This is a genomic window from Mycobacterium sp. 852013-50091_SCH5140682 (assembly GCF_001665685.1).
In the GTDB taxonomy this organism is placed as follows: Bacteria; Actinomycetota; Actinomycetes; order Mycobacteriales; family Mycobacteriaceae; genus Mycobacterium.
Genome location: NZ_LZTB01000057.1, coordinates 146,651 through 171,958 on the forward strand (window position 1 = coordinate 146,651; position 25,308 = coordinate 171,958).

Annotated in this window: 24 protein-coding genes; 9 read left to right on the forward strand and 15 right to left on the reverse strand. The window is 64.5% G+C overall.

The window, feature by feature from the left end; genetic code table 11:
- Positions 1-19: 19 nt before the first annotated feature.
- On the reverse strand, positions 20-838 hold the full coding sequence (locus tag A5784_RS17540) for an SHOCT domain-containing protein (protein WP_064946168.1): 819 nt from the start codon (positions 836-838) through the stop codon (positions 20-22).
- An 86-nt stretch (positions 839-924) separates the two neighbouring features.
- On the opposite strand from A5784_RS17540, the gene A5784_RS17545 reads away from it, so the two are divergent.
- Positions 925-2,298 (forward strand): MFS transporter, encoded by a 1,374-nt coding sequence (locus A5784_RS17545; protein WP_232006094.1) that lies wholly within the window; start codon positions 925-927, stop codon positions 2,296-2,298.
- A gap of 63 nt (positions 2,299-2,361) precedes the next feature.
- Here A5784_RS17545 and A5784_RS17550 read toward each other — a convergent pair whose 3' ends face one another.
- The 10 genes from A5784_RS17550 to A5784_RS17595 form a co-directional block, all read right to left on the reverse strand.
- Positions 2,362-3,054 (reverse strand): hypothetical protein, encoded by a 693-nt coding sequence (locus A5784_RS17550; RefSeq protein ID WP_064946169.1) that lies wholly within the window; start codon positions 3,052-3,054, stop codon positions 2,362-2,364.
- Between the two features lie 480 nt (positions 3,055-3,534).
- A complete protein-coding gene (locus A5784_RS17555; RefSeq protein WP_156750623.1) occupies positions 3,535-3,831 on the reverse strand; it encodes a hypothetical protein in 297 nt (98 codons plus the stop codon).
- 153 nt (positions 3,832-3,984) lie between these two features.
- Positions 3,985-4,797, reverse strand: coding sequence for a cutinase family protein (locus A5784_RS17560; RefSeq protein ID WP_064946171.1), 813 nt, complete (start codon positions 4,795-4,797; stop codon positions 3,985-3,987).
- A 180-nt stretch (positions 4,798-4,977) separates the two neighbouring features.
- A complete protein-coding gene (tuf, locus tag A5784_RS17565) occupies positions 4,978-6,168 on the reverse strand; it encodes an elongation factor Tu (RefSeq protein ID WP_064946172.1) in 1,191 nt (396 codons plus the stop codon).
- Positions 6,169-6,251: 83 nt separating this feature from the next.
- Complete coding sequence (gene fusA / locus A5784_RS17570; protein WP_064946173.1) at positions 6,252-8,354, reverse strand: elongation factor G; 2,103 nt, start codon at positions 8,352-8,354, stop codon at positions 6,252-6,254.
- 88 nt (positions 8,355-8,442) lie between these two features.
- On the reverse strand, positions 8,443-8,913 hold the full coding sequence (gene rpsG / locus A5784_RS17575; protein ID WP_018601866.1) for a 30S ribosomal protein S7: 471 nt from the start codon (positions 8,911-8,913) through the stop codon (positions 8,443-8,445).
- The gene (rpsL, locus tag A5784_RS17580; RefSeq protein WP_003881867.1) at positions 8,913-9,287 is read right to left on the reverse strand and encodes a 30S ribosomal protein S12; all 375 of its coding nucleotides are present in this window, start codon (positions 9,285-9,287) and stop codon (positions 8,913-8,915) included. The genes rpsG and rpsL overlap by 1 nt, the downstream gene beginning before the upstream one ends.
- Before the next feature lie 281 nt (positions 9,288-9,568).
- Entirely contained in the window at positions 9,569-10,183 is a 615-nt protein-coding gene (locus A5784_RS17585; RefSeq protein WP_064946174.1) for a TetR/AcrR family transcriptional regulator, read from the reverse strand.
- Between the two features lie 101 nt (positions 10,184-10,284).
- On the reverse strand, positions 10,285-10,800 hold the full coding sequence (locus A5784_RS17590; protein ID WP_064946175.1) for a DUF3558 domain-containing protein: 516 nt from the start codon (positions 10,798-10,800) through the stop codon (positions 10,285-10,287).
- Between the two features lies 1 nt (position 10,801).
- Positions 10,802-11,353, reverse strand: coding sequence for a DUF3558 domain-containing protein (locus A5784_RS17595; protein ID WP_064946176.1), 552 nt, complete (start codon positions 11,351-11,353; stop codon positions 10,802-10,804).
- Between the two features lie 143 nt (positions 11,354-11,496).
- On the opposite strand from A5784_RS17595, the gene A5784_RS17600 reads away from it, so the two are divergent.
- Together A5784_RS17600 and A5784_RS17605 are read left to right on the forward strand one after the other, a co-directional pair.
- Positions 11,497-11,880 (forward strand): DUF3060 domain-containing protein, encoded by a 384-nt coding sequence (locus A5784_RS17600; protein WP_082944907.1) that lies wholly within the window; start codon positions 11,497-11,499, stop codon positions 11,878-11,880.
- A gap of 18 nt (positions 11,881-11,898) precedes the next feature.
- On the forward strand, positions 11,899-12,312 hold the full coding sequence (locus A5784_RS17605) for a DUF3060 domain-containing protein (protein WP_064946177.1): 414 nt from the start codon (positions 11,899-11,901) through the stop codon (positions 12,310-12,312).
- A gap of 8 nt (positions 12,313-12,320) precedes the next feature.
- Here the strand turns inward: A5784_RS17605 and A5784_RS17610 are convergent, their stop codons facing one another.
- Positions 12,321-13,472: a glycerate kinase gene (locus A5784_RS17610; RefSeq protein WP_064946178.1), complete on the reverse strand. Its 1,152-nt coding sequence runs from the start codon at positions 13,470-13,472 to the stop codon at positions 12,321-12,323.
- Positions 13,473-13,616: 144 nt separating this feature from the next.
- On the opposite strand from A5784_RS17610, the gene A5784_RS17615 reads away from it, so the two are divergent.
- The 3 genes from A5784_RS17615 to A5784_RS17625 all read left to right on the forward strand — a co-directional run bounded on the left by A5784_RS17615 (position 13,617) and on the right by A5784_RS17625 (position 18,304).
- Entirely contained in the window at positions 13,617-14,816 is a 1,200-nt protein-coding gene (locus A5784_RS17615) for a pyridoxal phosphate-dependent aminotransferase (protein ID WP_064946179.1), read from the forward strand.
- Complete coding sequence (locus A5784_RS17620) at positions 14,813-15,772, forward strand: 2-hydroxyacid dehydrogenase (RefSeq protein WP_064946180.1); 960 nt, start codon at positions 14,813-14,815, stop codon at positions 15,770-15,772. The genes A5784_RS17615 and A5784_RS17620 overlap by 4 nt, the downstream gene beginning before the upstream one ends.
- Before the next feature lie 480 nt (positions 15,773-16,252).
- The gene (locus A5784_RS17625; protein ID WP_064946181.1) at positions 16,253-18,304 is read left to right on the forward strand and encodes a beta-propeller fold lactonase family protein; all 2,052 of its coding nucleotides are present in this window, start codon (positions 16,253-16,255) and stop codon (positions 18,302-18,304) included.
- 172 nt (positions 18,305-18,476) lie between these two features.
- On the opposite strand, the gene A5784_RS17630 is transcribed toward A5784_RS17625, so the two are convergent.
- The gene (locus A5784_RS17630; protein ID WP_156750624.1) at positions 18,477-18,692 is read right to left on the reverse strand and encodes a hypothetical protein; all 216 of its coding nucleotides are present in this window, start codon (positions 18,690-18,692) and stop codon (positions 18,477-18,479) included.
- Between the two features lie 215 nt (positions 18,693-18,907).
- Here A5784_RS17630 and A5784_RS17635 point away from each other — a divergent pair, with 215 nt between their 5' ends.
- A complete protein-coding gene (locus A5784_RS17635) occupies positions 18,908-21,001 on the forward strand; it encodes a hypothetical protein (RefSeq protein ID WP_064946183.1) in 2,094 nt (697 codons plus the stop codon).
- A gap of 67 nt (positions 21,002-21,068) precedes the next feature.
- Here the strand turns inward: A5784_RS17635 and A5784_RS17640 are convergent, their stop codons facing one another.
- Positions 21,069-22,280 (reverse strand): hypothetical protein, encoded by a 1,212-nt coding sequence (locus A5784_RS17640; RefSeq protein WP_156750625.1) that lies wholly within the window; start codon positions 22,278-22,280, stop codon positions 21,069-21,071.
- 236 nt (positions 22,281-22,516) lie between these two features.
- Positions 22,517-23,785, reverse strand: coding sequence for a hypothetical protein (locus A5784_RS17645; protein WP_064946185.1), 1,269 nt, complete (start codon positions 23,783-23,785; stop codon positions 22,517-22,519).
- Positions 23,786-24,221: 436 nt separating this feature from the next.
- Between A5784_RS17645 and A5784_RS17650 the strand changes: the two genes are divergently transcribed.
- Together A5784_RS17650 and A5784_RS17655 are read left to right on the forward strand one after the other, a co-directional pair.
- Positions 24,222-24,518: a hypothetical protein gene (locus A5784_RS17650; protein WP_064946186.1), complete on the forward strand. Its 297-nt coding sequence runs from the start codon at positions 24,222-24,224 to the stop codon at positions 24,516-24,518.
- Positions 24,519-24,787: 269 nt separating this feature from the next.
- Complete coding sequence (locus A5784_RS17655) at positions 24,788-25,294, forward strand: hypothetical protein (protein WP_156750626.1); 507 nt, start codon at positions 24,788-24,790, stop codon at positions 25,292-25,294.
- Positions 25,295-25,308 lie beyond the last annotated feature (14 nt).

Below are 25,308 nucleotides of genomic sequence, written 5' to 3' on the forward strand. Positions count from 1 at the left end.
CGAGTTGATCTGCCTGCGCTTATAACTCCGCGATGATCTGCTGCCGTTTTGCCGTGTACTCCGTGTCCGTGATGGCACCGGTGGCGCGCAGCGTCTCCAATTCCTGTAACCGTTGCGCGGTCGACGGTTCGGGAGCGGGCATGGTCGGCGCCGGCACCGGCGCAGCCGCCGGGGCTTGCTGCGCGGCCGCACGCCGCACGACGTTGGTGACTTGTTGACGCACCACGGGGTTGGATCTGATGTCGACGGTGCCGTTCATCGGGACGTTGTTGGCCTTGAGAATCCGCAGGATCTCCAGCAGTGGCCCGGCCTGGCCCGACAGGTCGTAGGTCCGGTGGTCTTCGTCCACAGTGAACTGTGCCGGCACCAAACCACCCACCAAAGCACTGCGTTGCCAATCGATTTGATAGTCGTTGGTGGCAGGGTCGACGAGCACGACGAGTTTGCGGGCCGTGATCAGCGGCAGCCGCGTCACCGAGGCGATGACCCGATCCTGGCTCTCGAACGGCGTCAGGCCCGGCCCTTCGATCCGAAGATTGAGCTTCACCAGTGGTTGGTCGTTGATCTGGGTGCCGGTCTCGGCGATGCCGATGACCTGAGCCAGTGCGAGCACTCCCTGCTGCTCCAGGAACTGGGATTTGGCCGCCGACTTGGCGCCGTAGTTCGTCATCGCCAATGCGACCAGGACATCCGCCGCGGTGATCAGCAGACCGGCCCAGAACATCCACCGCAGCAGGTCGCTCTCACCGATGGCGAAGTACACGACGAGGAAGATCGGCCCCACCAGGCCGCCGCACAGCAGCACCCACAGCTGAGCTTTCAGATACCGCCCAACCACGTGACCCTCCTCGGATCGCCGATACGGGTGTCAGATTATCGCCATTAAAGCTCGATGTCTGGCCTGCGCGCAGGAAACTTACGCGTGTGACAGATCAACGGGCGGTGACGCCACCGCGCGACCGCTGGATTCTGGCGGCGGTGTCCACCGCGCTGTTCTGCGTCCAGTTGGACTATTTCGCGGTCAATCTGGCACTACCCAAGATGGCAGATGACCTGGGTACCACGGCCACCGATCTGCAGTGGGTGATCAGCATTTACATGCTGACGCTGGGAGCATGCATGGTGCCCGCCGGTCGCATCGGTGACATCTTCGGTCGCCGCCGCACCCTGCTGATCGGCATCGCCGTATTCGGTGCGTCATCGGCGGTGTGCGCCGTGGCCCCGTCCGCAGCGTGGGTGATCGGGTCGAGAGCGGCCCAGGGAGTGGGCGCGGCGCTGATCTTCCCCGTCTCGGTCAGTGTGCTGACCAATTCGTTTCCGGCCGATCGGGCCGCCAGGGCCATCGGATTGGCTTACGGGATAGGCGGATTGGGCAACGCCGCGGGCCCGCTGGTCGGCGGCCTACTCACCCAGACCGTCGGATGGCGCGCGATTTTCTGGTTGCTCGTGCCGCTGGCCGTCGTCTCCGCCGTGGTCGGCGGCATCACCATGTCGGAGAGCTCCGACCGCACGGTGCCGCGCCGGGTCGATCTCACCGGGCTCGCTCTGATCACCATCGGCATCGGCCTGTTCACGCTGACGTTCGATCGCGGTCCGAGTTGGGGTTGGTTGTCGCTGCCGACGGTGGCAGCGTTCATCGTCTCGGTCGTGGCTATGACGGCGTTCGTCGTTACCGAACACCGGGTCAAATGGCCGCTGGTCGATCTCTCGCTCCTGCGAGACCAACGGTTCAGCGTGCTGATCGTCACGGGCACGGTTGCCAACATCGCCTATGTGGTGGCGATTTACCTCTCGACCTTGAATCTGCAGGAGGTGCGGGGCCTCGATCCGTTGACGGCGGGGCTGGCATTCCTGGGCCCGTCTGCGGGTGCGGCCGCAGGCGGTGTGCTCTCGGGACGGCTGGCGACCAAGTACCCACCCATGGCGGTGATGGGAACGACAGGGGCGGCCGCCGCGATTTCGCTTGCCGTGCTTGCCCTCTCACACAGCTGGCCGCCCTATCTCATCGCGCTGACGGCCTGCGGCTTCACCATGGGGCTGGTATACGCCTTCACGACTGTGGCGACCCAGGCGGTGGTGCCGCCGGAGCGGGCCGGCGCCGCGGCGGGCGTGGCACTGACCTCCATGGTGACGCTGGGTGGCGTCGGCATCGCAGTCACCGGCACTGCGCTGGAGATGCTCGTACACGCGGGATCGTCTGCCGGCAGCGGCATTTCGGCCATCCTGCTGACCATGGCGATCCTGCTGCTGCCCACCTCGCTTCTGGTGCTGGGGTGGGCCAAACAGAGCACCCGGTGAGAGAAGTGCCGGACCGCCGCCGGTGACGGCGACGGTCCAGCATTCAGTGGTTCCTTCGCGGTGTCAGCCGATCTTGACGCTGCTACCGTTGCCGTTGAACTTCGAGGTGTTGACGCTCGTCTTGTTCTTCGACGTATTGCCGCTGTTGGCGCTCGAGTTGGCCGAGCTGGTCGCACTGCCACTGGTAGCACTGCCGCCGGTCGCGGTGCTGGTGCTCGACTGGGTGCTGGTGGCACTGCCGCCCTTGGTGGTTCCACCGGTGGTGTTGCCGGTCGTGGCATTACCACCCGTCGTCGCGCCACCGACGCCGGCTCCGCCGACCGCCGGGCTGACGCCCGTCGTGGTGCTCGCCGCCGTACCGCCCGTCGTGGGACCACCGACCGCCGCACCACCCGCGTTGACCGCGGTATGGGCCGACGTGCTCGTGCCGGGGCCGCCGACCGCCGATGACGTGGCCGGACCGCTGGTGGACACGCCACCGATGGCCGGGCTCAGGACGCTGGCCTGCGGGTTGTTGATGTTGCCCGACGCGGTCGCCTTCTGGGTGGTGTTGCCGTTGCCCGTGGTGCCGACCACCGTGGTGGGCTTAGGGCTGGGGTTGAACAGGTTGGAGAAATTGAACAACGAGGCGTTGGCCATCGGTGAATCCAACGCAGCCAGGGCGCCGAATCCCAGCGCAGTGGTACCGGCGACAGTGCCTGCAGCGAGCGTCTTGTTCCACGACGTCGGTTTGCGAGGCTTGGTGTGCTTACCCATTTTCGAAGCTCCTTGGTATTTTGCCGTTTTTGGGCATGGCTGTATTAATTGAGGGACCGATATAGGTCCGATCCATGGAAATGCATTCGCACCTGTTCGGCCTGCATCAGCCGCCATCAGAAAGGCGCATACCGCGCCTAATCACCAGGTGGACTACGGCTTATGTCTTCCAATTCGTACGCACCGAGCCTGCAGGGTGTCACGCCTATACACCTCCCCTGAAATGCCATTTGCGCTGGAATCTATTGCGGTTACACAAGCGTGTCAAGCATTTAATTTCGCTCGTGTTGTTTGCATTTTAAATTGCAAACATAACGGCAGCGAATACCGTTTCGCGGGGTCACACGCACGCGAAAACTTCACAGTAGATTGAATTACACGTCGAATGCACCGCGCGCGCAGCGTCGAATTACAGCAGAATTCAACGGGCAGCCGTCGGCGACAATCAAGCCCATCTTCCATCGCAGAAAAGGCGATGGCTCATCGACGGCGCCCGCACGGGCCCGTCCGCGGGAAACTAATCTGCGCGCGCACTGACGGCGGCAGGTCGGTGTGCTGCTGATAACGCGGCGTCATCCGTCGGCCTTCGCGTGCCGCGGGCTGCTGCCGGACTGACCGGACAGGCCCGGATGCCGATGTCGGCGGCCGGAACGACAGCGAAGGCAGGGCCGAGGTCGTCTGGCGGTTGAAGATCTGCCCCGACCGGTTGGACTGCTGGGTGGTGTTGCCGTTGCCGGTCGTGCCGACGACGGTCGTCGAACCGCCGCCCCCGCTCACATCCAGCATGCGATCCGATTGCTCACAGCAAACTTTCAGCAAACGCTGTGCAGACGACCTCGATCTAACCGTTATCTGCAGAAAAATTTGCCAGAATCGCCACCTCAGGTGCGATTCGACTGGTAAGGCGATCGGCCGCTCTGCGCGAGACCGTCACATCGGCGGTCCGACAGTGCCGACATTGCTGCCAATGTTGCCCGCAGGCAGCGCCGATCCCAGCAGCTGGTAGAGCGGCCAGGTCCACGCGTACCCGCCGGACCGCGCCCGCGCGTAGCTCGTGTGGATGGCCACCCCGGCCGGTGTCACCTCGTCGTCGTCGGTGATCGCGTCGCAGACCGGATCGCCGACATCGCACACGCTGATGGTGCGGGAGCCGACGGATACCGGCAGCGGAGTCGTCGGCGCATGCGCCATGAGCGGCCACTGCTGCGCCATCCCCTTCCCTGCAGCACCGCGCACGGCGGTAGCGCTGCCGAGGTTGTACGTAGGATCGGCGGGCAACCGGTCACCATCGGCAACCAGCAGAACCGCCGCGAGATTGGGATTGCCTGCCAGAGGTTGCAGGTTCCGGTGGACCACCATCGCGCCTTGTGAATAGCCGGCGAGCACCACCTTGGTCGACGGGCACTGCTGGGTAAAGGCGGTGTACTGATTTGCCAGCGCGGCGACGCCGGCGTCGACACTGCTCATGAAGCCAGCCCAGCCGAGCAGATTGCCGGTGTCGGGTACCGCCACCGCCGGATAGTTGACCGCCTCGGCGGTCATGGTCCTGCCGTCGCTCTGCACCTGCTGGGACAGGTCCTGCAACGACTGGTACACCACCCGGCCCATGCCGCCGTACGAAGCCGGATCGTCACGCTCACCCGAGCCGGCAACACCCATCCAGTGCACGTCCGGACACGCCACGGCATTGGCCGGAGCGGCCGTCAATCCGACGAGCCCCACGGCGCCGACGGCGCACCACATAGCCACGAAGAGACGACGAATCACAGCGGAACCCCCAACCCACGCACAGCAAAACTACCTGCACTATCGCCCCAGTAGTCACAGGCGTTACGCAATTGCTACGCGAAAACGCAAAAGCGGCGCCCACCCGAAGGTGAGCGCCGCTTCTGCAGCAGTCAGATCAACTACTTGTAGGCGAACCTACTTGTTGATCTTGGTAACCCGGCCGGCGCCGACGGTACGGCCACCCTCGCGGATCGCGAAGCGCAGGCCCTCGTCCATGGCGACGGGCTGGATCAGCTTGACGGAGATGTCGGTGTTGTCACCGGGCATAACCATCTCGGTGCCCTCGGGCAGGGTCACCACGCCGGTCACGTCCGTGGTACGGAAGTAGAACTGCGGACGGTAGTTGTTGAAGAACGGCGTGTGGCGGCCACCCTCGTCCTTGGACAGGATGTAGACCTGGCCCTCGAAGTCGGTGTGCGGGGTGGTGGTGCCGGGCTTGACCACAACCTGGCCACGCTCGACGTCCTCACGCTTGATACCACGCAGGAGCAGACCGACGTTGTCACCGGCCTGGCCCTGGTCGAGCAGCTTGCGGAACATCTCGACACCGGTGACGGTGGTCTTGGTCGTGGTCGGGCGGATGCCGACGATCTCGACCTCTTCGTTCACGTTGACCACGCCACGCTCGACGCGACCGGTGACCACGGTGCCACGACCGGTGATGGTGAAGACGTCCTCGACGGGCATCAGGAACGGCTTGTCGGTCTCACGAACCGGATCCGGGATCGACTCGTCGACCGCGTCCATCAGTTCCTCAACCGACTTGACCCACTTCTCGTCGCCTTCCAGCGCCTTGAGCGCCGAGACGCGGACGACCGGGGCCTCCTCGTCGAAGTCCTGCGCAGCCAGCAGCTCGCGGACCTCCATCTCGACGAGCTCGATGAGCTCCTCGTCGTCCACCGCGTCCGACTTGTTCAGCGCGACCAGGATGTAGGGCACACCCACCTGGCGGGCCAGCAGCACGTGCTCGCGGGTCTGCGGCATCGGGCCGTCGGTGGCGGCGACCACCAGGATGGCGCCGTCCATCTGGGCCGCACCGGTGATCATGTTCTTGATGTAGTCGGCGTGACCGGGGGCGTCCACGTGGGCGTAGTGGCGCTTGTCGGTCTGGTACTCCACGTGGGAGATGTTGATGGTGATACCGCGCTGACGCTCCTCAGGCGCATTGTCGATCTGGTCGAATGCGCGCGATTCGTTCAACTCCGGGTACTTGTCGTGCAGAACCTTGGTGATTGCTGCAGTAAGCGTGGTCTTGCCGTGGTCAACGTGACCGATGGTCCCGATGTTGACGTGCGGCTTCGTCCGCTCGAACTTCGCCTTCGCCACTGTGGTGTCCTCCTGGACTGTGTTGGTGCTTGTACTTAAGCAGTGTTGATGTGTTCAGTTGTGCGGTCTGCGACGCTACCGGGCTACTGACCCGTCGCCTTCGCAATGATCTCCTTCGACACGTTCGCCGGAACCTCGGCGTACGAATCGAACACCATGGAGTAGTTCGCCCGGCCCTGGGTCTTCGACCGAAGGTCGCCGACGTAGCCGAACATCTCCGACAGCGGAACCTGCGCCTTGACGACGCGCGCACCACTGCGCTCCTCCATGGCCTGGATCTGACCACGGCGGGAGTTCAAGTCGCCGATCACGTCGCCCATGTAGTCCTCGGGCGTGGTGACCTCGACGGCCATGATGGGCTCGAGAATGACCGGCTGAGCGGCCTGGGCGGCCTTCTTCAGCACCTGCGAGCCGGCAACCTTGAATGCCATTTCCGAGGAGTCGACCTCGTGGTAGGCGCCGTCGAGCAGGGTGACCTTGACGTTCACCAGCGGGTAGCCGGCGAGCACGCCGTACTGCATGGCGTCCTGCGCACCGGCATCCACCGAAGGGATGTACTCGCGCGGGATGCGGCCACCGGTGACCTTGTTCTCGAACTCGTAGGTCGCACCGTCCTCGCCGTGGAACGGCTCCAGATCGATGAGGACCTTTGCGAACTGGCCCGAGCCACCCGTCTGCTTCTTGTGGGTGTACTCGACCTTCTCCACCTTGCGGCGGATGGTCTCGCGGTAGGCCACCTGCGGCTTGCCGACGTTGGCCTCGACCTTGAACTCGCGACGCATGCGGTCCACGAGGATGTCCAGGTGAAGCTCGCCCATGCCGCCGATGACGGTCTGGCCGGTCTCCTGGTCCAGGTGCACCTTGAAGGTGGGATCCTCTTCCGCGAGCTTCTGGATCGCGGTGCCCAGCTTCTCCTGGTCGCTCTTGGTCTTGGGCTCGATGGCCACCTCGATGACCGGGTCCGGGAAGGTCATGGACTCGAGCACGATCTGGTTGTTCGGATCGCTCAAGGTGTCACCGGTGGTGGTGTCCTTGAGGCCGATCACCGCATAGATGTGGCCGGCGGAGGCCGTCTCGACCGGGTTCTCCTTGTTGGAGTGCATCTGGAACAGCTTGCCCAGCCGCTCCTTCTTGCCCTTGGTCGAGTTGATGACCTGGGCACCGGAGTCGACCTTGCCCGAGTAGACGCGGACGTAGGTCAGCTTGCCGAAGAACGGGTGCGTGGCCACCTTGAACGCCAGCCCGGAGAACGGCTCATCGGCCGACGGCTTGCGGGAGATGATCTCGTCTTCCTTGCCCGGAACGTGGCCTTCGGCGGCCGCGACGTCCAGCGGGGTCGGCAGGTAGTCGATGACCGCGTCGAGCATGGGCTGCACACCCTTGTTCTTGAACGCGGAACCACACAGCACCGGGTAGCCGGCGCTCGTCACGGTCAGCTTGCGCAGGCCCGACTTGATCTCGTCGATCGTGAGCTCTTCGCCACCGAGGTACTTCTCCATGAGTGCGTCGTCGGTCTCGGCGACCGCCTCGATCATGGCGGTGCGGTACTCCTCGGCCTTCTCCTGAAGATCGGCCGGGATGTCGACGACGTCGTACTTCTCGCCGAGCTTGGTCTCGCCGCGCCACACCTTGGCCTTCATCTCGACCAGGTCGACGACGCCTTCGAAGTCACCCTCGGAGCCGATGGGCAGCTGGATCGGGACGACGTTGGCGCCCAAGCGATCCTTCATGGTCTGCACCGAGAAGTAGAAGTCGGCGCCCAGCTTGTCCATCTTGTTGACGAAGCAGATGCGCGGAACGTCGTACTTGTCGGCCTGACGCCACACCTGCTCGGACTGCGGCTCCACGCCTTCCTTGCCGTCGAACACGGCCACGGCGCCATCGAGCACTCGGAGGCTGCGCTCCACCTCAACGGTGAAGTCGACGTGCCCCGGGGTGTCGATGATGTTGATCTGGTTGTCGTTCCAGAAGCAGGTGGTGGCAGCCGAGGTGATGGTGATACCCCGCTCCTGCTCCTGCTCCATCCAGTCCATCGTGGCGGCGCCGTCGTGCACCTCACCGATCTTGTACGAGATACCGGTGTAGAAGAGGATGCGCTCGGTCGTCGTCGTCTTGCCGGCGTCGATGTGCGCCATGATGCCGATGTTGCGGACCTTCGTGAGGTCGGTCAGCACGTCCTGTGCCACGGCTAGATTCCCACTCTTTCGCTTGCTTGATTAGGTGTTCGGATGCACCCTCGCGGGCGTCCGACACTGGACGCCCGGAGGGCGGACATCACCAGCGGTAGTGCGCGAAAGCCCGGTTCGCTTCGGCCATCTTGTGAGTGTCCTCACGACGCTTCACAGCGGCGCCAAGGCCGTTGCTCGCGTCGAGGATCTCGTTGGCGAGCCGCTCGACCATGGTCTTCTCGCGGCGGGCCTTGGAGAAGCTCACCAGCCAGCGCAGGGCCAGCGTGGTGGAACGATCGGGACGAACCTCGACCGGCACCTGGTAGGTGGCGCCACCGACGCGGCGGCTACGCACCTCGAGGGCGGGCTTGACGTTGTCGAGCGCACGCTTGAGCGTGACGACCGGATCGGTGCCGGTCTTGTCGCGGGCCTGCTCCAGCGCACCGTAGACGATGCGCTCGGCCAGGGACTTCTTGCCGTCCAGCAGAACCTTGTTGACCAGCTGGGTGACCAGCTGCGACCCGTAGACCGGATCGTTGACCAACGGACGCTTCGGCGCGGGACCCTTGCGCGGCATCAGCTCTTCTCCTTCTTGGCGCCGTAACGGCTACGGGCCTGCTTGCGGTTCTTGACACCCTGGGTGTCCAGCGACCCGCGGATGATCTTGTAACGGACACCGGGGAGGTCCTTCACACGACCACCACGCACGAGCACCATCGAGTGCTCCTGCAGGTTGTGACCCTCACCCGGGATGTAAGCGGTGACCTCAACGCCACTGGTCAGCTTCACGCGGGCAACCTTACGAAGCGCCGAGTTCGGCTTCTTCGGGGTGGTGGTGTACACGCGGGTGCACACGCCGCGGCGCTGCGGGCTGCCCTTGAGGGCCGCGGTCTTGACCTTCGCGACCTTGTCGCGGCGACCCTTGCGGACCAGCTGGTTGATGGTTGGCATGTACCGGCTTTCTGTGTGTTGCTTTGTGCTGCTCTGTTGTTCTTCAAGTCTCTGTACTGCAGTTACCCCCGAGGCGCGTACCCCGCGGCCGGGCGTGTCGCACGTGCTCACACCGGAGAAATTCCGATGCGTGTAAGACATGCGAATTGGCCCGGCGTGCGGGCACGCTTGCGAAACACTTAGCCGCATGCGCCTTTCCGGCCAGGCACGATCCACCACAATACCAGGGCCGACCGCGACGAACCAAACTCGTGCGCAGCCGACTAATCGCAGGTCAGAGCCTACGCCTGTCGACGCTGCATCCCGGACGCCAGGCGCAGCAGCATGTCGGTGAACACCGCATCGGTGTCAATATCGTCCATCACGCCGGTCATCTCCAGCAGTACAAAACCGTGCAGTGCCGACCAGAATTCCAGCGCGGCATAGAAGGCGTCCTCCCCTTCCAGCCCGAACGAGGCCAGCACGTCGATCACCGGTCCGGCGGCGGCCTTCGTGGCCGCGGAGTACTGCGGGTCGTCGCCCCCGAACGGCATCCGGGTGAACGCCGAATACCGGCCCGGGTGGTGATGGGCATAGCTGCGGTACGCGCTGGCCATGGCCACAATGGCGTCTTCGCGCGTGCGGCCCTGCCCGACGGTGTTGAGCATCCCGATGATGTCGTCGATGACGCGCATCCGGACCGTGCGGCGCAGATCTTCGAGGCTGTCGACGTGGTTGTACAGCGACGGCCCTTTGGTGCCGAGCTGGCTGGCCAGTGCGTTGATGGTCAACGCGTCCCAACCGTCGCGGTCGAGGAACGTCAGGGCGGCGTTCACGATCGCGTCGCGGCTGAGCCGGGTGGTCCGCGCCGGGCGCGGTCGGCCACCGGCCGCCTGCGAATCCGGCCGAGATGACATGTGCGCTCCACCTAGTCGAGTCGACGGGACGTTTCTGGTCGACGGGAAGGGACCCTGAACTGGGTCGCGGTGAAACTCTAGCCGTTCCCTGTCGGTAAACGTCAGTTCACGCGGTCCTGGCTGACTTGGGCGAGTTGCCCGGTGACCGTGCACAGATCGGGCAGAACAGCAGGGTTCATCGACTGGATCGACCAGGTGATGACGTCACTGCCCTTACTGATGTAAATGCTGCAGACATTGGCGTCCTGGGCTTTGAACCCCTTGTTGCCGTTGATGGACACCTCAGTCAATGTGCGTCCGGCGCGCTGTTCCAACGTCCGTTCGGCGTCCATGTCACTGCCCCGATACCACCAGGTCGAGATGCCCATGCCGGCCCCGAAGGTGCCAAGCATGGTGTTCTCCTGCCAGAAGCAGCCGGTGTCACTGACCACGGCCTTGGTGAACATCGAGCCTGCAGCCTTCGTCACATCGGCATCGGTGATGCCGTTGCAGTCCACAGAGTGGAAGCCATCGCTGGGCGCGGGTGCGGCGGGCTGGCTGGGCTGCTCGGACGGTCCGCACGCGGTCAGTACCGCCGCACCGACCGCGGCACCGAGGATCAGGGTTCGCGCTGCCATGTCAGAGCTCCGCCTGCAGGGTCTTGGACAGCAGCATCTGGGCGTCCTTGCACGGGTCCCCGCTGGTCTGCCCGCGGTACTGCACCCACCAGCTCAAGACGCCCGATCCCGCGGCGGCAGTGGCCGCGCATGCCGCGCCGGTGATGTCGCGGCGCGCGAGGAACGCCTGATGGCGCTCGACGACGGTGTCGGTGATCTGTGCTTTGCGCTCCTGCGCCACCGCCCGTTCCCGCTCAAGCGATCCGGACTCGAACCACGAGAAGACGACATCGAGCATGACCGGCGACGCGTTGGAGCCGGCCTTGCGGGACAGTACGTACTGGCAGACCGCGCCGCTGTAGGGGCGGACGATGTGGTCGGCTTTGAGCAGTTCCTGGACCGAGCTGTCGGTCAATAGACCGCAGCGGTCGTCCACATATCCGTAGCCGCGGTCGGTGCCTGCGCCCCCGGAATCGGCCCGTTGTGCCGTGCCGCTGACGGTATGCGAGCACCCCGCGACAGTCACTATCGCGGTGACCGCCACGGCAGCAGCCTCCACAACACGCCGACGCATCGGACAACACGCTACCGAGCACTGCGAACTCCCGCGACTGATCACCCGGGCACCCCGAACCGCCCAAGGGCCGCCGAAGCGATGGCGGCGCAACGTACGCTTCCCTGCATCGGATGTCGTTGCACCGGATTCGGACGAAGGGGATGACCGTGCGTTGGACAGCTGCATGCCGAAGATTGAGTGCGGGTTTGGTGGTGGTACCGCTGGCGCTGGCCGCGGGTGTGGCCCCGGCCTCCGCCAAGGACGGCGATACCCACATCACGGGGCAGGGCATCAACCAGACCATCGATTGCAACGGCGCGACGTTGTTCGTGAACGGCACCGGCAACACGGTCACCGCCCTCGGAACCTGTTATGCGGTCACGGTGCAGGGGTCGTCGAACATCGTCGTCGCCGACAACATCATCAACGACGTCACGGTCTACGGCTTCGATCAGACGGTGTTCTTCAAGGGCGGCGACCCGGTCCTGGTCGACCGTGGCCGTGAGCTCGGGATGACGAACCGACTGGATCGCGTACCCGCCTGATACGGAAAGTGAGAGAACATGCATAGCTACACCACCGGGATCATCGGCGTTGTCGCGGCAGGTGCCGCCGTTTTCGCGCTGTCCGCGTGCGGCGGCGGATCGGACAACAAGAACTCGTCGGCGTCCGCGACGGCAGGCACGTCGGGCCTCAACGTCGAGATCGGCAACACCATCAACTACGCCTCGGTCGGCACCACCGCCGACATCGATTGCGCCAGCGGCAAATCGCTCACGATCGGCGGCACCAACAACACGCTGACCGTCAAGGGCACGTGCTCCAGCGTCAACATCGGCGGCTCGGACAACAAGATCACGTTCGAGAAGATCGACAAGGATCTGGCCGTGCTCGGGTTCAACAACACCGTGACCTACAAGGCCGGCGACCCGAAGGTGTCGAACACCGGTAACAACAACACGGTCAACAAGGGCTGACCGGACCCCTAACTTTTCGACGGTTCGACACCGCTGGGCCGGCAGGTGCCGTCCGCGATCTCGTAGCCGATCTCGGCGAGCAGCCGGCCAGCCTCCCGCATGCTCGTCTCCGCGTCGGGAGCGCGGTCGAGCGTCGCGTAGCACTGCACGAAACCCGCTGCCCGCCAATCCTTTTCGCCCAACGTCGTGCGGCCGCACACCGCGACGACCGGAATGCCGAGCTCGGCCGAGACGCGGGCGACGCCGATCGGTGTCTTGCCACCGAGGCTCTGCTCGTCGAATGATCCTTCGCCGGTGACGACGAGGTCGGCGCCGACGAGTCGGTCACGCAGGCGCACGAGGTCGACGACCACGTCGACGCCCGCTCGGCGTTCGGCGCCCAGTACGGCCAGTGCGGCGAATCCGACACCACCCGCCGCTCCGGCGCCGGGCATGAGCGCGAGGTCGCGTTCGTCCTGCAGAGCCCGCTGAATCAGGCGCGAGAACGTCGTCAAGCCGGCCTCGAGCGCGGCGACCTGCGCAGCGTCCGCTCCCTTCTGCGGGCCGAACACGGTCGCTGCGCCCGCCTGCCCCAGGAGCACGTGGTCGACGTCGCAGGCCAGGACGAAACGAGTGCGGGCCACGCGCGGATCGAGTCCAGACAGGTCGACCACCGCGAGCTCGCGCAGGACTCCCCCACCGTCGGCGAGTTCGGTGCCCGAGGCGTTCAGGAGTCTCGCCCCGAGAGCGGCGATCAGGCCGGCGCCGCCGTCGGTCGAGGCGCTACCGCCGATCGCGAGCACGATGCGCGTTGCCCCGGCGTCGAGCGCGGCCGCGATCAGCTCACCCGTTCCCCGTGAGCTTGCGGCCAGTGCGTCGCGGCGATCCGCGGGGACCAGCGCGAGTCCCGAGGCGACGGCGAGTTCGACGACGGCTTCGTCGCCCCTCAACGCGAACGATGCCTGCACCGGGGCGCCGAGCGGGCCGTGGACGACAGCTTCCCGGCGCTCGTAGCCGTTCGCGAGCGCGGCGTCGAGGGTGCCCTCGCCGCCGTCGGCCATCGGGACGACGGTCGTCGCAGCGTCGGGTCGGGCCTCCCGAATTCCGGCAGCCAGGCATTGGGCGGCTTCTTCCGCGCCGAGGGAGCCCTTGAACTTGTCCGGCGCGATGACGATGCGCATGGGGCTCCCGAGTCGTGCGGAATTCACCCGCGTTTGCCTCTCGACGTACTGATACATCAGTAATATACTAGTCGCACGCCAACCATATACCAATGGCGAAACTTTCGGCCATCGCCGTGATCAGCTGATGAGGAGTACGACAGGATGCAGCAACTCGCCCACCGGCTCGAACGTCTGGGGACCGAGACGGCGTTCAGCGTCGCGCAGGCCGCCGCGGCCTGGAAGGCGAAGGGACACCGCGTGTATCCCTTCCACCTGGGCGACATCAACATCCCGACCGCCCCACACATCGTGGATGCGATGAACCGGGCGATCGCCGACGGCTACACGGGCTACTGCCCGGGCCCCGGCATCCCCCAGCTGCGTGAAGCGCTCGCCGACGACCTGGGATCGGCCCGCGGCATCGACCTCTCCCCTGACAACGTCGTCGTGATGACCGGCGGCAAGCCCGTCATCACGAAGTTCCTGCAGACGGTCATGAACCCCTGCCAGGAAGTGCTCTACCCGAACCCCGGCTTCCCGATCTACGAGTCGCAGATCGAGTACCTCGGCGGCACGGCGCTGCCCTACCGCTACGTCCCCACCGACGAGGGCTTCGCGATCGACCTCGATCAGCTGCGGGCCTCGATCACGCCGAACACGGTCGCGATCATCTACAACGACCTGCAAAACCCCATCTCCGCCGAGTCGACGGCGGCCGAGCGTGAGGCCATCGCGCAACTCGCGCAGGAGCACGACCTCTGGGTGCTCTCCGACGAGGCCTACTTCGAGACGCGCTACGAAGGCGTCTCGAGCTCCATCGCGTCACTTCCCGGCATGCTCGAGCGCACGGTCATCCTGTACACGTTCAGCAAGAAATTCGCGATGACCGGCTCACGCCTTGGCTGTGCCGTCGCCCCCGTCGACCTCGCGAAGGTGTTCAGCACGCTCAACACCAATGACGAGTCATGCACGACGCACTACGTGCAGTGGGCGGGCGTCGAGGCGCTGCGCGGCACCCAGGAACCCGTGCACCAGATGCTCAAAGCCCTGCGCGAGCGGCGCGACGCCGCATGTGAGGCCGTGAACGCCATTCCCGGTATGAATGTCGCTGTGCCCCACTCGACGTTCTACCTGTTCCCCGATGTCACCGAGGCCATGGATCGGATGGGTTACACCGCGGTCGGCGACTTCGCCGCCGTCGCGCTGCACCAGACGGGCGTCTCGTTCTGCACCCGCGAGCACTTCGGCCGGCGCCAGCCGGGCGAGGAGCGCCAGTACATCCGCCTCGCCTACTCCGGCATCGAGGTCGACGACATCCGCGAGGGCCTCGGCCGTCTGAACGAGTGGATCAGCGCCAAATGAGCCGCGTCGTGGTCACCGGGCGAGTTCCCGATGCCGCCCTCGAGAAGCTGCGCGTCGAGCACGAGGTCGACGCGTGGCCGGGCCCGGAGTCGATCAGCCGCGATGAGCTGCTGCGCCGCGTGGCCGGCGCCGACGCCATCCTGACCCTGCTCACCGAACGCGTCGACGGAGACCTCCTCGACGCCGCAGGCCCCCAGCTCAAGGTCGTCGCGAACGTGGCCGTCGGGTACGACAACATCGACGTCGCGGCGTGCCGCGAGCGCGGCGTCGTCGCGACCAACACGCCCGGCGTGCTCACGGAGGCGACCGCCGACATCGCGTTCGCCCTCATCCTCATGGCCACCCGCCGACTCGGCGAGGGCGAGCGCATCATCCGCGACCGCCAGCCGTGGAAGTGGGGCATGTTCTTCCTCCTCGGCACGGGCCTGCAGGGCAAGACCCTGGGCGTCGTGGGCATGGGCGGCATCGGCCAGGCGACCGCACGCCGCGCCAAGGCGTTCGGCATGGACGTCGTCTACCAGTCGCGCAGCGAGATCGACCCCGACGTCGCGGCCGAGCTCGGCGCGCGGCGCGTCGAGCTCGATGAGCTGCTGGCCGTGTCCGACGTCGTCTCGCTGCACTGCCCCTACGGGCCGGCCACTCATCATCTGATCGGCGCCGAGCAGCTCTCCGCGATGAAGAGCTCGGCGTACCTGGTCAATACGGCGCGCGGACCGATCGTCGACGAGGCGGCGCTGGCCACCGCGTTGCGCGACGGCACGATCGCCGGGGCGGGCCTCGACGTCTTCGAACGGGAGCCCGAGGTGCACCCCGAGCTCATCGAGCTTCCGAACGTGGCGCTCGTGCCGCACCTCGGCTCGGCCACCATCGAGACGCGAACCGCCATGGCGACGCTTGCCGCCGACAACGCCCTTGCCGTGCTGGGCGGAGAGCTGCCGCCTACCCCGATCAGCTGACCGCTGGCGCCCGACCACTCGGAGGTATGCCTTCGGGTGGTCGGGCGTATTCGCGTTCGTTGGTTCTCAGCGAAATCGCGGAAGCCTGAAGCGCCGCTCGGGGTCGTCCTCGAAGATTTCGGGCGAATACAATTCGTTGCGGGCCTGTTGCAGGAATTCACTGTTCGCATCGCGCCGGTCATCACGCAAGGCAATTTTTCGTCCGCCACTGATAAGGCAAAAGCCTGATGCTGCGTCGGCGCGTGGATGACATAGGTCAAGACTGCGCCGAGCACAAATGATTTTGACTGCTGATTAGGGCGTCGTTTGATCACCAATCTCGGAAGCACTTCTGGTGGCTGTGCTGCTGGATTGATCATGAATTCGGGAGTCATTGGGAGGTCTGCTGTGACACCCAGGTGGGCCAGGGAGCCTACGACGCGCGGGATCTGACGGAATCGCTTATCGATGAGGCCCCGGTACACAGCGCGGGACGACACGATGCTCGCCGTCGAACGCATCGACGAACTCGGCGCCGAGTTGCAGATCAACCGCGTCATTAGAATGACCGCCATGACAGTGCCCGATCGGCTCGCCGCGCTTTCTGAGCGAATCACCGCACTGACCGGGCGAACCCTTAGCCGCGACGAGGTGATGGCTGTCGTTGGCCGGGCTTTCGAGCACGACATCGATCTCGAACATGACGGGCATTTGCGCGCCTTGCTCGGTGGGCTCGCGTCGGCCAGCTTCGGCAATGGTGCGCCGCCTCAGCCACCACAGCCGGCACCCAAGGCCACCCGTGCACCCGCTCCCCAGCCAGCAGACCTTAAAACCAAGTCACCTACGCGCCGCGCGGGGCTTCTTGCGGGCGGGATTCTCGTCGCATTGAGTCCGGTCGTTATGTTTGCCTCTCAGACGGCTGACTTTCTGATCCGCGACACCCGCGACCCCAGCCTGCCAGGACCCGCACAAGGCATCGGAACGTGGACGCTGTGGTCGGTCGTTATCTGGTTGGGCCTGGCTGTGGCGTTCGGTCTCATCGCACACTCGATGGGCGCTACTGCCCCGTCGGCGCGACGCCTCGCCGTCACCACCGCCGCAGCTGCGCTGGCGAGTGCTGTGGCGGCGCTCGCGGCAGCGCCGACCGTCAACGCGTTACCCGAAATTGCAGCGGCGGCGTTGATTGTGGCTCCGTCGGCAGTCTTTGGAGTCGCCGTGCTGGTCCTCGCCGTCAACGGGCGGCCGATATTTCGGAAGTTTGGTCTGATTACCGGCGTCGGATACGGCGTTTTGGAGACTTTGCACGTCATCACGTGGTTTGTATTCGGCATCGAAGCGAGCGGACCGCTGTTCATGCTGTCGCTAGTGTTCCTGACGCTTTTCGGCATCGCCGTCAGCGTTGGACGGACTGCCCCTGCGGTGCCGTCGCCCGGTGCGCAACCTCAGGCGATGCCGGTGGCTCGGCGCCCCGTTCAGTCTGAAGCTGGCGCATCACTGCAGCCACCGCCGGAACCGCCTGCGCACGGAGGGCCGTCGTCAAACCGGAAATGGTTGTTGCGCACGGTCGGGATCATTGGCGCAGCGGCTCTGGTAGCTGCGTTGGCGTCAGCTGCCGTGTACTTTGTGCGCGATCACGGGAGCCAGTCCGCGAGCGTCGAATCGCCTGTCCTGCCAGTGAATACGATCACTGCGACGATCCCAGTCGGCAAGGGTGTCAAAAGTATTGCCCTCAGCCGTGATGGCAAGACTGTGTACGCCACGAACTCCAGTGACGGCACCCTGTCTGTCATCGATACCGCCAGCAATGCTGTGACAGGCACGATCCCGGTTGGCATGTATCCAGCCGGGATCGCTATCAGCGCAGACAGCAACACCGCATACGTCGCCAACTCTGGCGCAAAATCGATATCGGTCGTCGATTTAGGCGCGAAGGTGATCACCGACACCATCGCGATCAGCGGCGACCCGGAGGGGATTGCGTTAAGTCCCGACGGTGCCACCGCCTATACGGCCAACAATTCCGCAGGGACAGTGTCGGTCATCGACCTCACCGCAAAGAAAGAGGCAAAGGTCGTGGGCAAGGGTGACTCTCCCACAGAGATCGCGATTGCTCCTAACGGCACCGCATTTGTCACCTACAGCATGGAGGACGACGTAGTGACCCTCGTCCCGGATGAGGGTTTCACGAATCATGTTGGGGTGGGCCGGCATCCCCGCGGGATAGCGGCAGCTCCCGACCGGGACACCGTTTATGCCGTCAACACTCTCGACAGCACGCTGACTGTCATTGATGCTTCCAGCAGGACGGTGCTGGCCACCGTGGCCCTAAAGGGAGTCTCCAACGCAAAGGACGTCGCGGTGAGTCCCGATGGCACCACCGCATATGTCACCGGCGGCTACGGAATCGGGGTAGTCGATCTGACCACCAACTCCATGTCTAGGACGATCCCTGTCGAGGACGACCTCGGGCCAGTGGCCGTCAGCCCGGACGGAAAGACTGTCTACGCCGTGAGCATGCTGCACAATACGATTTCGATCCTGCAGCACCGCTGACCGCCCGGGCGGGCAGAGCGAGAACTCCCGTGAGAGACCGGCGTTAGCCTCACACCATGGACAGAGAACTCCGCGCTGGAGATTATCGGATCACCAATCTCGGAAGTACATCTGGTGGCTGCGGAATTGTCCGCACACAACAGTTTCGGCTACTCGACAACGAGCGCGATCGTCAACGCCGTTTAGCCCGGATGAGCCAGTGGGCAGCACCGTAGAACACGCCTTGGTCGGTCAGATGATCGGCGATGTTGGCTCTTAACGTGTCCGGCGCACGACGGCGGGATCGATCGTCGAGTTCACCGAATGCCCCCGCCGACTGGGCGGCGATGAAGCTAAACGCGTCATCGATGTCGCGGCCGTAATACATCGGGGCACTCAGTGCGGTCATCTCGACGTCGCCGAAGCCGGCGGCCCGCAAGATTTGGTGACTTGGTCACAACAACGACTGCGGCGTTTTCGCAAACGCGGCCCGGCCTACGGCGGCCGACCAGCCATTTTTGACGCGTGAGATAGTTTTTCAGGCAAATACCGCAGGCCAACTAGACAGTATTGCTAAAGTGTGCACGCCCTGTCAGCCACTTCACAGCGAAGGCCCGAAGCGACTTGTCCCACCCCACTCCTGCGCGGCTCCAGAAGACCAAGGCTGCCGCGGTCGCGACCGCCGTCGTGGCCACCACCGCCGCGCTCACCGCTGGTGTCGCGTCATCCGCGCCGGGCGCACTGCTGGCCGAAAAACGAACGCTTACAACGGAAGTCAGCCTCACCGCGGCACCCCAGTTGCCATCGATGCCGAAAACTGTCGGCATCTACGGGGTCGGGCCGGTTTTCTGGGCTGCCGAGCTGTTGGGCATCACGCCGCAGAATGTCGTTGAAGCAGCCGCGGGAGTGGTCGGCGGCAGCGAGTTGGCCACGGCCGTCAACGAGCTGCTCGACGTCCTCGACAAGATCTCGCCGATCGAGGCCGGGGTCAAAGGCCCGCTGCCCAGCGATGTCTACGACGCTGTCAACGGGCTGCAGTACACCACCACCGGCGTTGCGGATGCCCTGACCGCGCCGATCAAAGGCATCCCGGTGATCGGCCCCGCCCTCGCCAAGGCGTTCGCCAACGCTGTTGCAGCCCTGGTGAAGACCGCGCCGATCCTCAACCAGCGCCGGGCCATCATCTTCTCCGAGAGCCTCGGCGGGCTGACCACCTCGCTGGCCTACCGCGACATGATCAAGGCCGTGCAGTCCAACGATCCCGACTGGGGCGTGGGCGTCACCGGCCAGTGGCTGGTGTTCTTCAACAACCCCAGCCGCCCCGGAGGTGGATTGTTCGCCCTGGCAACGCCTTTCACGAACCTGCTCGGGGTTAACCTCTCGACCCCACCGGCCGGCAGCTATACCAACGCGGACGCCAACAACGGCAACATGACCAAGGTCCTCAACACCTCGATCCTCGACATCACCTGGGCCTACAACCCGCTGTCAGACGCTCCGACCACGCTGAATCCCCTGGCCTGGGCCAACGCCGCGGCCGGCGGGGTGTTCCTCACCTACCTGATTCCCGGCGACGGCAACAACATCGACAGCCTGATAGTGCCCTTGGGCCTCGGGATCGCCGACGGCCTCAAGGTGATGCTGGACCCCACCGGCGGTCAGGGCGTCGCGATGGTCCCCGGGTGGGCCGACATCGTCCGGACCGCCAAAGACATCGACTGGCTGCACCTCGGTTTGGGTGAGGCTTTGGACAAGGTCGCCGACGCCACCAAGTTCCCGGGCACCGCCACCTACATCACCTATGACTCGGGCAATCTGCCCTTGCTCGAACCGTTCAACATGGCGCCACGCCTGCTGAATCTGGTTCCGGGAGTTCATGTTCCGACGCCGCTGACCGACAGTGTCGAGGACGCGCTGCGCATGCTGGTCAACATGGGCTACCAGGACGTCGACCCGGTGACCCTGCAGCGCACATACACCATGGGCGGCGACCAGGCCTACCTGTGGCATTCGCCGCTGACCCCCACTCAGCAGCTCGCTGCGACGCAGACCGTGTTCAACGCCCTTGTCGACGGCATCGAGGCCAACGCCTTGACCCCGTCGAAGTGGACACCGAAGCTGCCCGGGGTCGACCTCTCCCCCGTAACACAGAACGCGTTGTCCGAAGCCGGGGCGAAGGCGCTGCGCGACGCGATCGACCAGATCCAGAAGAACGTCACCGATCCGATGTTCCATGCCGTCGAGACCGGGCTCGCACCGGTCACCGGCGCACTCGACGGGGTCAACACGCAGGTCACCGGGGCCATCGACACGGCGCTGAAGGTCAAGGAACCCGCCAAGACGACGGCAAAGTCGACGACGCTCGCGGCGGCACCGGCACCGGTCACCTCGATTCCGTCAACGGGGACCGCAGTGCGTACTGTCGACGTGGCGAGCAGCTCCACCAGGCTCGACAAGACCGCGCAGAAGATCACCGAGTCGCTCAAGAGCGCGCCCGGAAAGCATGCCGCCGATCCGAGCGATCCGCTCAAGAAGTCGGTCAAGGACACCGTGGCGAAGGTCCGCGCCGGCGTGAACGACACCGCGGGCAAGGTCGAACAGGCGGGCAAGGACATCGCCAAAAAGATCGACCAAGCGACCAAACCGGTGAAGGATCACGACAAGGACAGCTCGTCAAAGGGCAAGTCCACGAAGGCTTCCGGCAAGGCCGCGGCGTAGCTCACGATCAAGACAAATCGGGCGGGCTCTTGCGAGCCCGCCCGATTTGCGTGAGGTTCTCGGCTGACTAGCCGCCGCTGCTTGAGCTGCTGCTGTCGCCACCGCCAAGGGCGCCCTTGATGCCGCTGACGACCTTGTCCCAGCCACGAATGCCGTTGTCGGCGCTGCCACCGCCGCCGGTACCGAACAAGATGGGCGAGCCGTTGTTGGGCTTGAAGACACCCGAATACGAGCCATTGGACGGCTTGCCGGTCGGAAGAGTGCTCTTGTCGTTGGAGGTCGGCAGGCTCGGCGTGTCCGGGGTGACCGGTGCCTGTTCGGGAGCGTCCTGCTTACCGGTGTTGAACGACGGCGGCGTGACGTTGGAGAGAGCCGTCGTGATCGGGTTGGTGACCTTCGGCGTTTGACCTTCAGGCGCCTGAGTGTCGACCGTCTTGCTCAACGTGGTCGGCGTGAGGGTTTGAGGTGCTTCCTGCTTGGTCGTGTTCTGCGTGGCGGCAAAAGGAGTGGCATTGGTGACAGCGTCCGCGATTACCGGCACCGCACTAAATGCGGCAATACCGCCGAGCCCGGTCTTCACCGAGATGTCGCCGCTCGTCAGGAAACTCTGCCAATTCGGGATCGCGCTGAATGCATCGATACCCGCCAACTTTGTGACGTCACCTGTCTGGAGGAACTGCTGCCAGGCATACGCTCCGCTGAGTGCGGCGTAGCCGGGGTTTCCAGTCGTCGCGTCCGGCACAAATGCCTGCAATCCCTCGCTGGGAACTCGCGAGAAGGCAACTAGTGCATTGACCGATGACAGAGGTGCCAGATCATCGACGGTCGCAGTACCGCTCGCGATCTTTTGATAGACGGGAATTGCATCAAATGCGGCCTGCTTTGTGAAATCTCCGGCGAGAAGGTTAGGAACGGCGCTGAAAGCATCGATGCCGCCCAACCCGGACGCATTGGTTATATCGCCAGTACTAAAGAAATTCTGGTAGAACCACAGCGCGCTAAGCGCTGCGTAGCCGGCCTGATTCGGATTCGTAGGATCTTCAGGATCATTGGCGACCGGAACAAACGAATGCAGATCGCCAGTGGCGAGGAAGTTCTGTAGTGCCGGGATACCGCTCAGCCAGTCGAGGTCCGTGAGCGCCGACAGGCGTACGTCACCGTTGAAAGCGTTGGCAACGTGGGCTGCCTGCATCTCAGCGCCCGGCACCGCCGCCGCAGCCGCAATGCACGCCGCGCAAGCCAAAGCGGCTACGGCACTCGGAACCTTCGACAACGCCATCGACGTCCACCCTTCTCGGATGTGGATGACGACAGTGTTTTGTTTGCTGACGCCCCGGGTTGCCCCTCCACACGATGGCAGCAAAGTACCTCAAAAGGAACGCGGTCGCACCCCGTAATGGACGCCGACGTCAGGAGTGCTTGCGAGGGGAAATACCTCCGCCGCCCGCGTGCCGGACGTGATGTTGTGAGTTAGCCGCCAGTCCGCTGTCTGGCGGCTCGACTAGCTCGGGCGATCTACTCTGCGCCGCTGCTGCTTCCGCTGTCGCCGGAACCGCTGTTGTCCTTGGGCAGGCCAAGTGCGCCGCGAATCCCGTTGGCCACCTTGTCCCAACCGCGGATGCCGTTGTCGGCGCCGCCGCCCTTGCCGGTCCCGAACAGGACGACCGGATTGTTGGGCTTGAAGACGCCCGAGTACGACCCGTTGGACTGCTTGCCGGAGGATCCGGAGCTCGTGTCAGCGGCCGCCGGAGCGGACGCGGCTTCGGGTGCGGCCGGTGCGGCCGCTGGGGCTCCAGCCTCCACCGACTCTGCAGCCGGCGGCGTGACATTGGACATCGCCGCCACCGGGTTGCTCAGGGTTGGCACCTTGTTCGGCTCAATGTCGGACTTCTCGGTCACGACATTCTTGTTCAACGCGACCTTGGCCGCCGCTCCCTGATCGTCCGTTTCGCCTGCGACGTCCGCGGTTTCTTCGGGGGGATCCGTCGTAAGTGCCGCCTTGTACACAGGTATTGCGCTGAACGCGTCAATGCCACCGAGTCCGTCGGATGAAACATCCTGGCCGCCGCTCTCGATGAAGTTCTTCCAGTTCGGGATCGCACTAAAGGCGTCGATGCCAGCCAGCTTCGTTACGTCACCGCCGGATTCGATGAAGTCGCGGTACGACGCAAGCCCACTTAGAGCGGCGTAGCCCGCCTGCGATTCGTTGACGTCAGGCGTGGTCGGATCGTCTTCCACAGGAACAAACGCGTCGAGTCCCTGGGTCGGGAAATTCTGGAATGACGTGATCCCGTCAAAAACGGATACGCCGGTGAAGTCACCGCCGAGCGCATTCACATACCCCGGAATACCGTTGACCGCAGCGGAATACGTGAGGATGGCGTCCGGTCCGCTCAGGTAAATCGGAATCGCGTCGAACGCGGCAATGCCGCTCAACCCGTCATACCCCAAGTCGCCACCGAGGAGATTCTGGTAATTCCAGAGGGCGCTGAGCGCGGCATAGCCGGGCCAGCTCTCGTCTACGTCCGGAGTTGTGGGGTCGTCCGAGACCGGAACAAATGCCCATGGGTCTTGAGTCACGAGGAACTCCAGCAGCGCCGGGATCCCATTCAAGGAGTCGAGCTGGGTCAGCTGGAGGAAGTCGGCCGACAGGCGAACGTCCCCGCTCACAGCCTTGGCGAGGTGGGCCGCCTGCATTTCGGCGCCCGGCACTGCCGTCGCAGCCGCGATGCAGGCCGCGCATGCGATCGACGCCGCAGCGGCAGGAATCTTGGTCCACGCCATCGTCTGTGTTCCTCTCTCGGATGCTCTACGCCTGACTGTGATCCAGCTGTGTCCCACTTGAAAGAACGCTGTCACACGGTTGCGTAGGAAAATACCTTAAAGTCCGCTGAGATGCGCGATGTATCTCCTGCTCATCGGGGCAATTTCGCCGGATGTCGCGAAGCGCCGATCGCCACTGCCGACGCGGTGAACACTGCCGACCTGGGCAGATTGACACACCAGCAAATATCTCACTCCGCGTCGGCAAGGTCCGTGGCCCACGATTGGCATCGTCCGAGGCAGCCGCGATTTCGCCAGAGAAAGCCCGCCTGAGCAGGGTCGATGGCTCATTGCATATGCAAAGAAGGGCCAACTCACGACGATTTCACAGCTGGTGTCCAGCGACTTCACGCCGTACATTAAGGACAGCACTCAGCAAACATCACAAGGAGCCGACATGATTCTTCGACGCACTGCCGTCGGCGCCGCTCTGATCGCGGCCCCACTCGCCTTCGCCGCGCCGGCAATGGCCAAGCCCAGCGGCATGAACTTCGACTGCGCTCCATGCGTCGGCGACATCAACAATGACGGGAAGAACGACCCGGTATGGAACGAAGTGACGTCCTTCGGCCCATGGGAGACGGTGTTCGACGGTACAAACGGAACGCTCGGCGATAAGAAGGGCGCCTGGGAGTCCGGCGTCGAGGCCATCAACGGCGGCGCGTGGGAGAAGGCGTTCCCGCCCGCCGAGTAACAAACTCGATTCACACAACACCCTCGTGGGAGCCAGGCTCCTGCGGGGGTGTTGTCGTATTGGCAGGAACGAGCGTGAGCGAGGTATCAGTGGGCTAACTTTGTGAACCACAACACTGAAGAAGAGTCGAACCATCGGGATGTTTCCTGGGAAAACGCGGACCTAGGGTGCAATCGGCTCAACAACGAGACGACCTGCAACGAAGCGCCGCGCCCGCGCCGAACCACCCGCGCTGCAGGACCCGAAACCGGGACTTAGAGTGCCGATCTATGACGCTGGTGAAAAATTTTCAGCAAACAATGACGCCGGGTGCGAAGCCTTCGCGCGCAAAGACCAAAGGACTCGAGAAGCTCATTCGCCGCACTGCGGTCGGCGCCGCTCTGATCGCGGCACCACTGGCCTTCGCCGCACCTGCCCTGGCCGACCCCAGCAGCACGGTCAGTTGCTCCAATCCGTGCAAGCCGCCGACGTCCGGCAAGACCACCACGGTCACCGCCAGCGGTGCGCCCAGCACGTCGTCCAAGTCATCGAGTGCGAGCACTCCGCAAGCGCCATGGGAGGCGTTGACCGCCAACGGCCCGTGGGAGACCGTGACCGCGAATGCCCCGTGGGAAAAGGTCTTCGGTGGCAGCAGCGGCAAGGGCCCTTGGGAGCAGGCCACCTCGAACGGCCCGTGGGAGAAGATCTGGCCGGGCAAAGACGCCAAGGGGCCCTGGGAAAACGCCGTCGACAAGCTCACCGGCGGCATCGCCAAGGCACTCTCGCCGTTCGGCTGAGCCGCTCGCAGCAC

Coding starts and splice junctions, on each gene's coding strand:
- A5784_RS17550 (WP_064946169.1), bottom strand. CDS start 3,054: ATGGGTAAGCACACCAAGCCTCGCAAACCGACGTCGTGGAACAAGACG.
- A5784_RS17605 (WP_064946177.1), top strand. CDS start 11,899: ATGCATAGCTACACCACCGGGATCATCGGCGTTGTCGCGGCAGGTGCC.
- A5784_RS17615 (WP_064946179.1), top strand. CDS start 13,617: ATGCAGCAACTCGCCCACCGGCTCGAACGTCTGGGGACCGAGACGGCG.
- A5784_RS17600 (WP_082944907.1), top strand. CDS start 11,497: ATGACCGTGCGTTGGACAGCTGCATGCCGAAGATTGAGTGCGGGTTTG.
- A5784_RS17640 (WP_156750625.1), bottom strand. CDS start 22,280: ATGGCGTTGTCGAAGGTTCCGAGTGCCGTAGCCGCTTTGGCTTGCGCG.
- A5784_RS17595 (WP_064946176.1), bottom strand. CDS start 11,353: ATGCGTCGGCGTGTTGTGGAGGCTGCTGCCGTGGCGGTCACCGCGATA.
- A5784_RS17590 (WP_064946175.1), bottom strand. CDS start 10,800: ATGGCAGCGCGAACCCTGATCCTCGGTGCCGCGGTCGGTGCGGCGGTA.
- A5784_RS17630 (WP_156750624.1), bottom strand. CDS start 18,692: ATGACCGCACTGAGTGCCCCGATGTATTACGGCCGCGACATCGATGAC.
- A5784_RS17620 (WP_064946180.1), top strand. CDS start 14,813: ATGAGCCGCGTCGTGGTCACCGGGCGAGTTCCCGATGCCGCCCTCGAG.
- rpsG (WP_018601866.1), bottom strand. CDS start 8,913: ATGCCGCGCAAGGGTCCCGCGCCGAAGCGTCCGTTGGTCAACGATCCG.
- A5784_RS17610 (WP_064946178.1), bottom strand. CDS start 13,472: ATGCGCATCGTCATCGCGCCGGACAAGTTCAAGGGCTCCCTCGGCGCG.
- A5784_RS17645 (WP_064946185.1), bottom strand. CDS start 23,785: ATGGCGTGGACCAAGATTCCTGCCGCTGCGGCGTCGATCGCATGCGCG.
- A5784_RS17560 (WP_064946171.1), bottom strand. CDS start 4,797: ATGTGGTGCGCCGTCGGCGCCGTGGGGCTCGTCGGATTGACGGCCGCT.
- A5784_RS17625 (WP_064946181.1), top strand. CDS start 16,253: ATGCTCGCCGTCGAACGCATCGACGAACTCGGCGCCGAGTTGCAGATC.
- A5784_RS17585 (WP_064946174.1), bottom strand. CDS start 10,183: ATGTCATCTCGGCCGGATTCGCAGGCGGCCGGTGGCCGACCGCGCCCG.
- A5784_RS17655 (WP_156750626.1), top strand. CDS start 24,788: ATGACGCTGGTGAAAAATTTTCAGCAAACAATGACGCCGGGTGCGAAG.
- A5784_RS17650 (WP_064946186.1), top strand. CDS start 24,222: ATGATTCTTCGACGCACTGCCGTCGGCGCCGCTCTGATCGCGGCCCCA.
- rpsL (WP_003881867.1), bottom strand. CDS start 9,287: ATGCCAACCATCAACCAGCTGGTCCGCAAGGGTCGCCGCGACAAGGTC.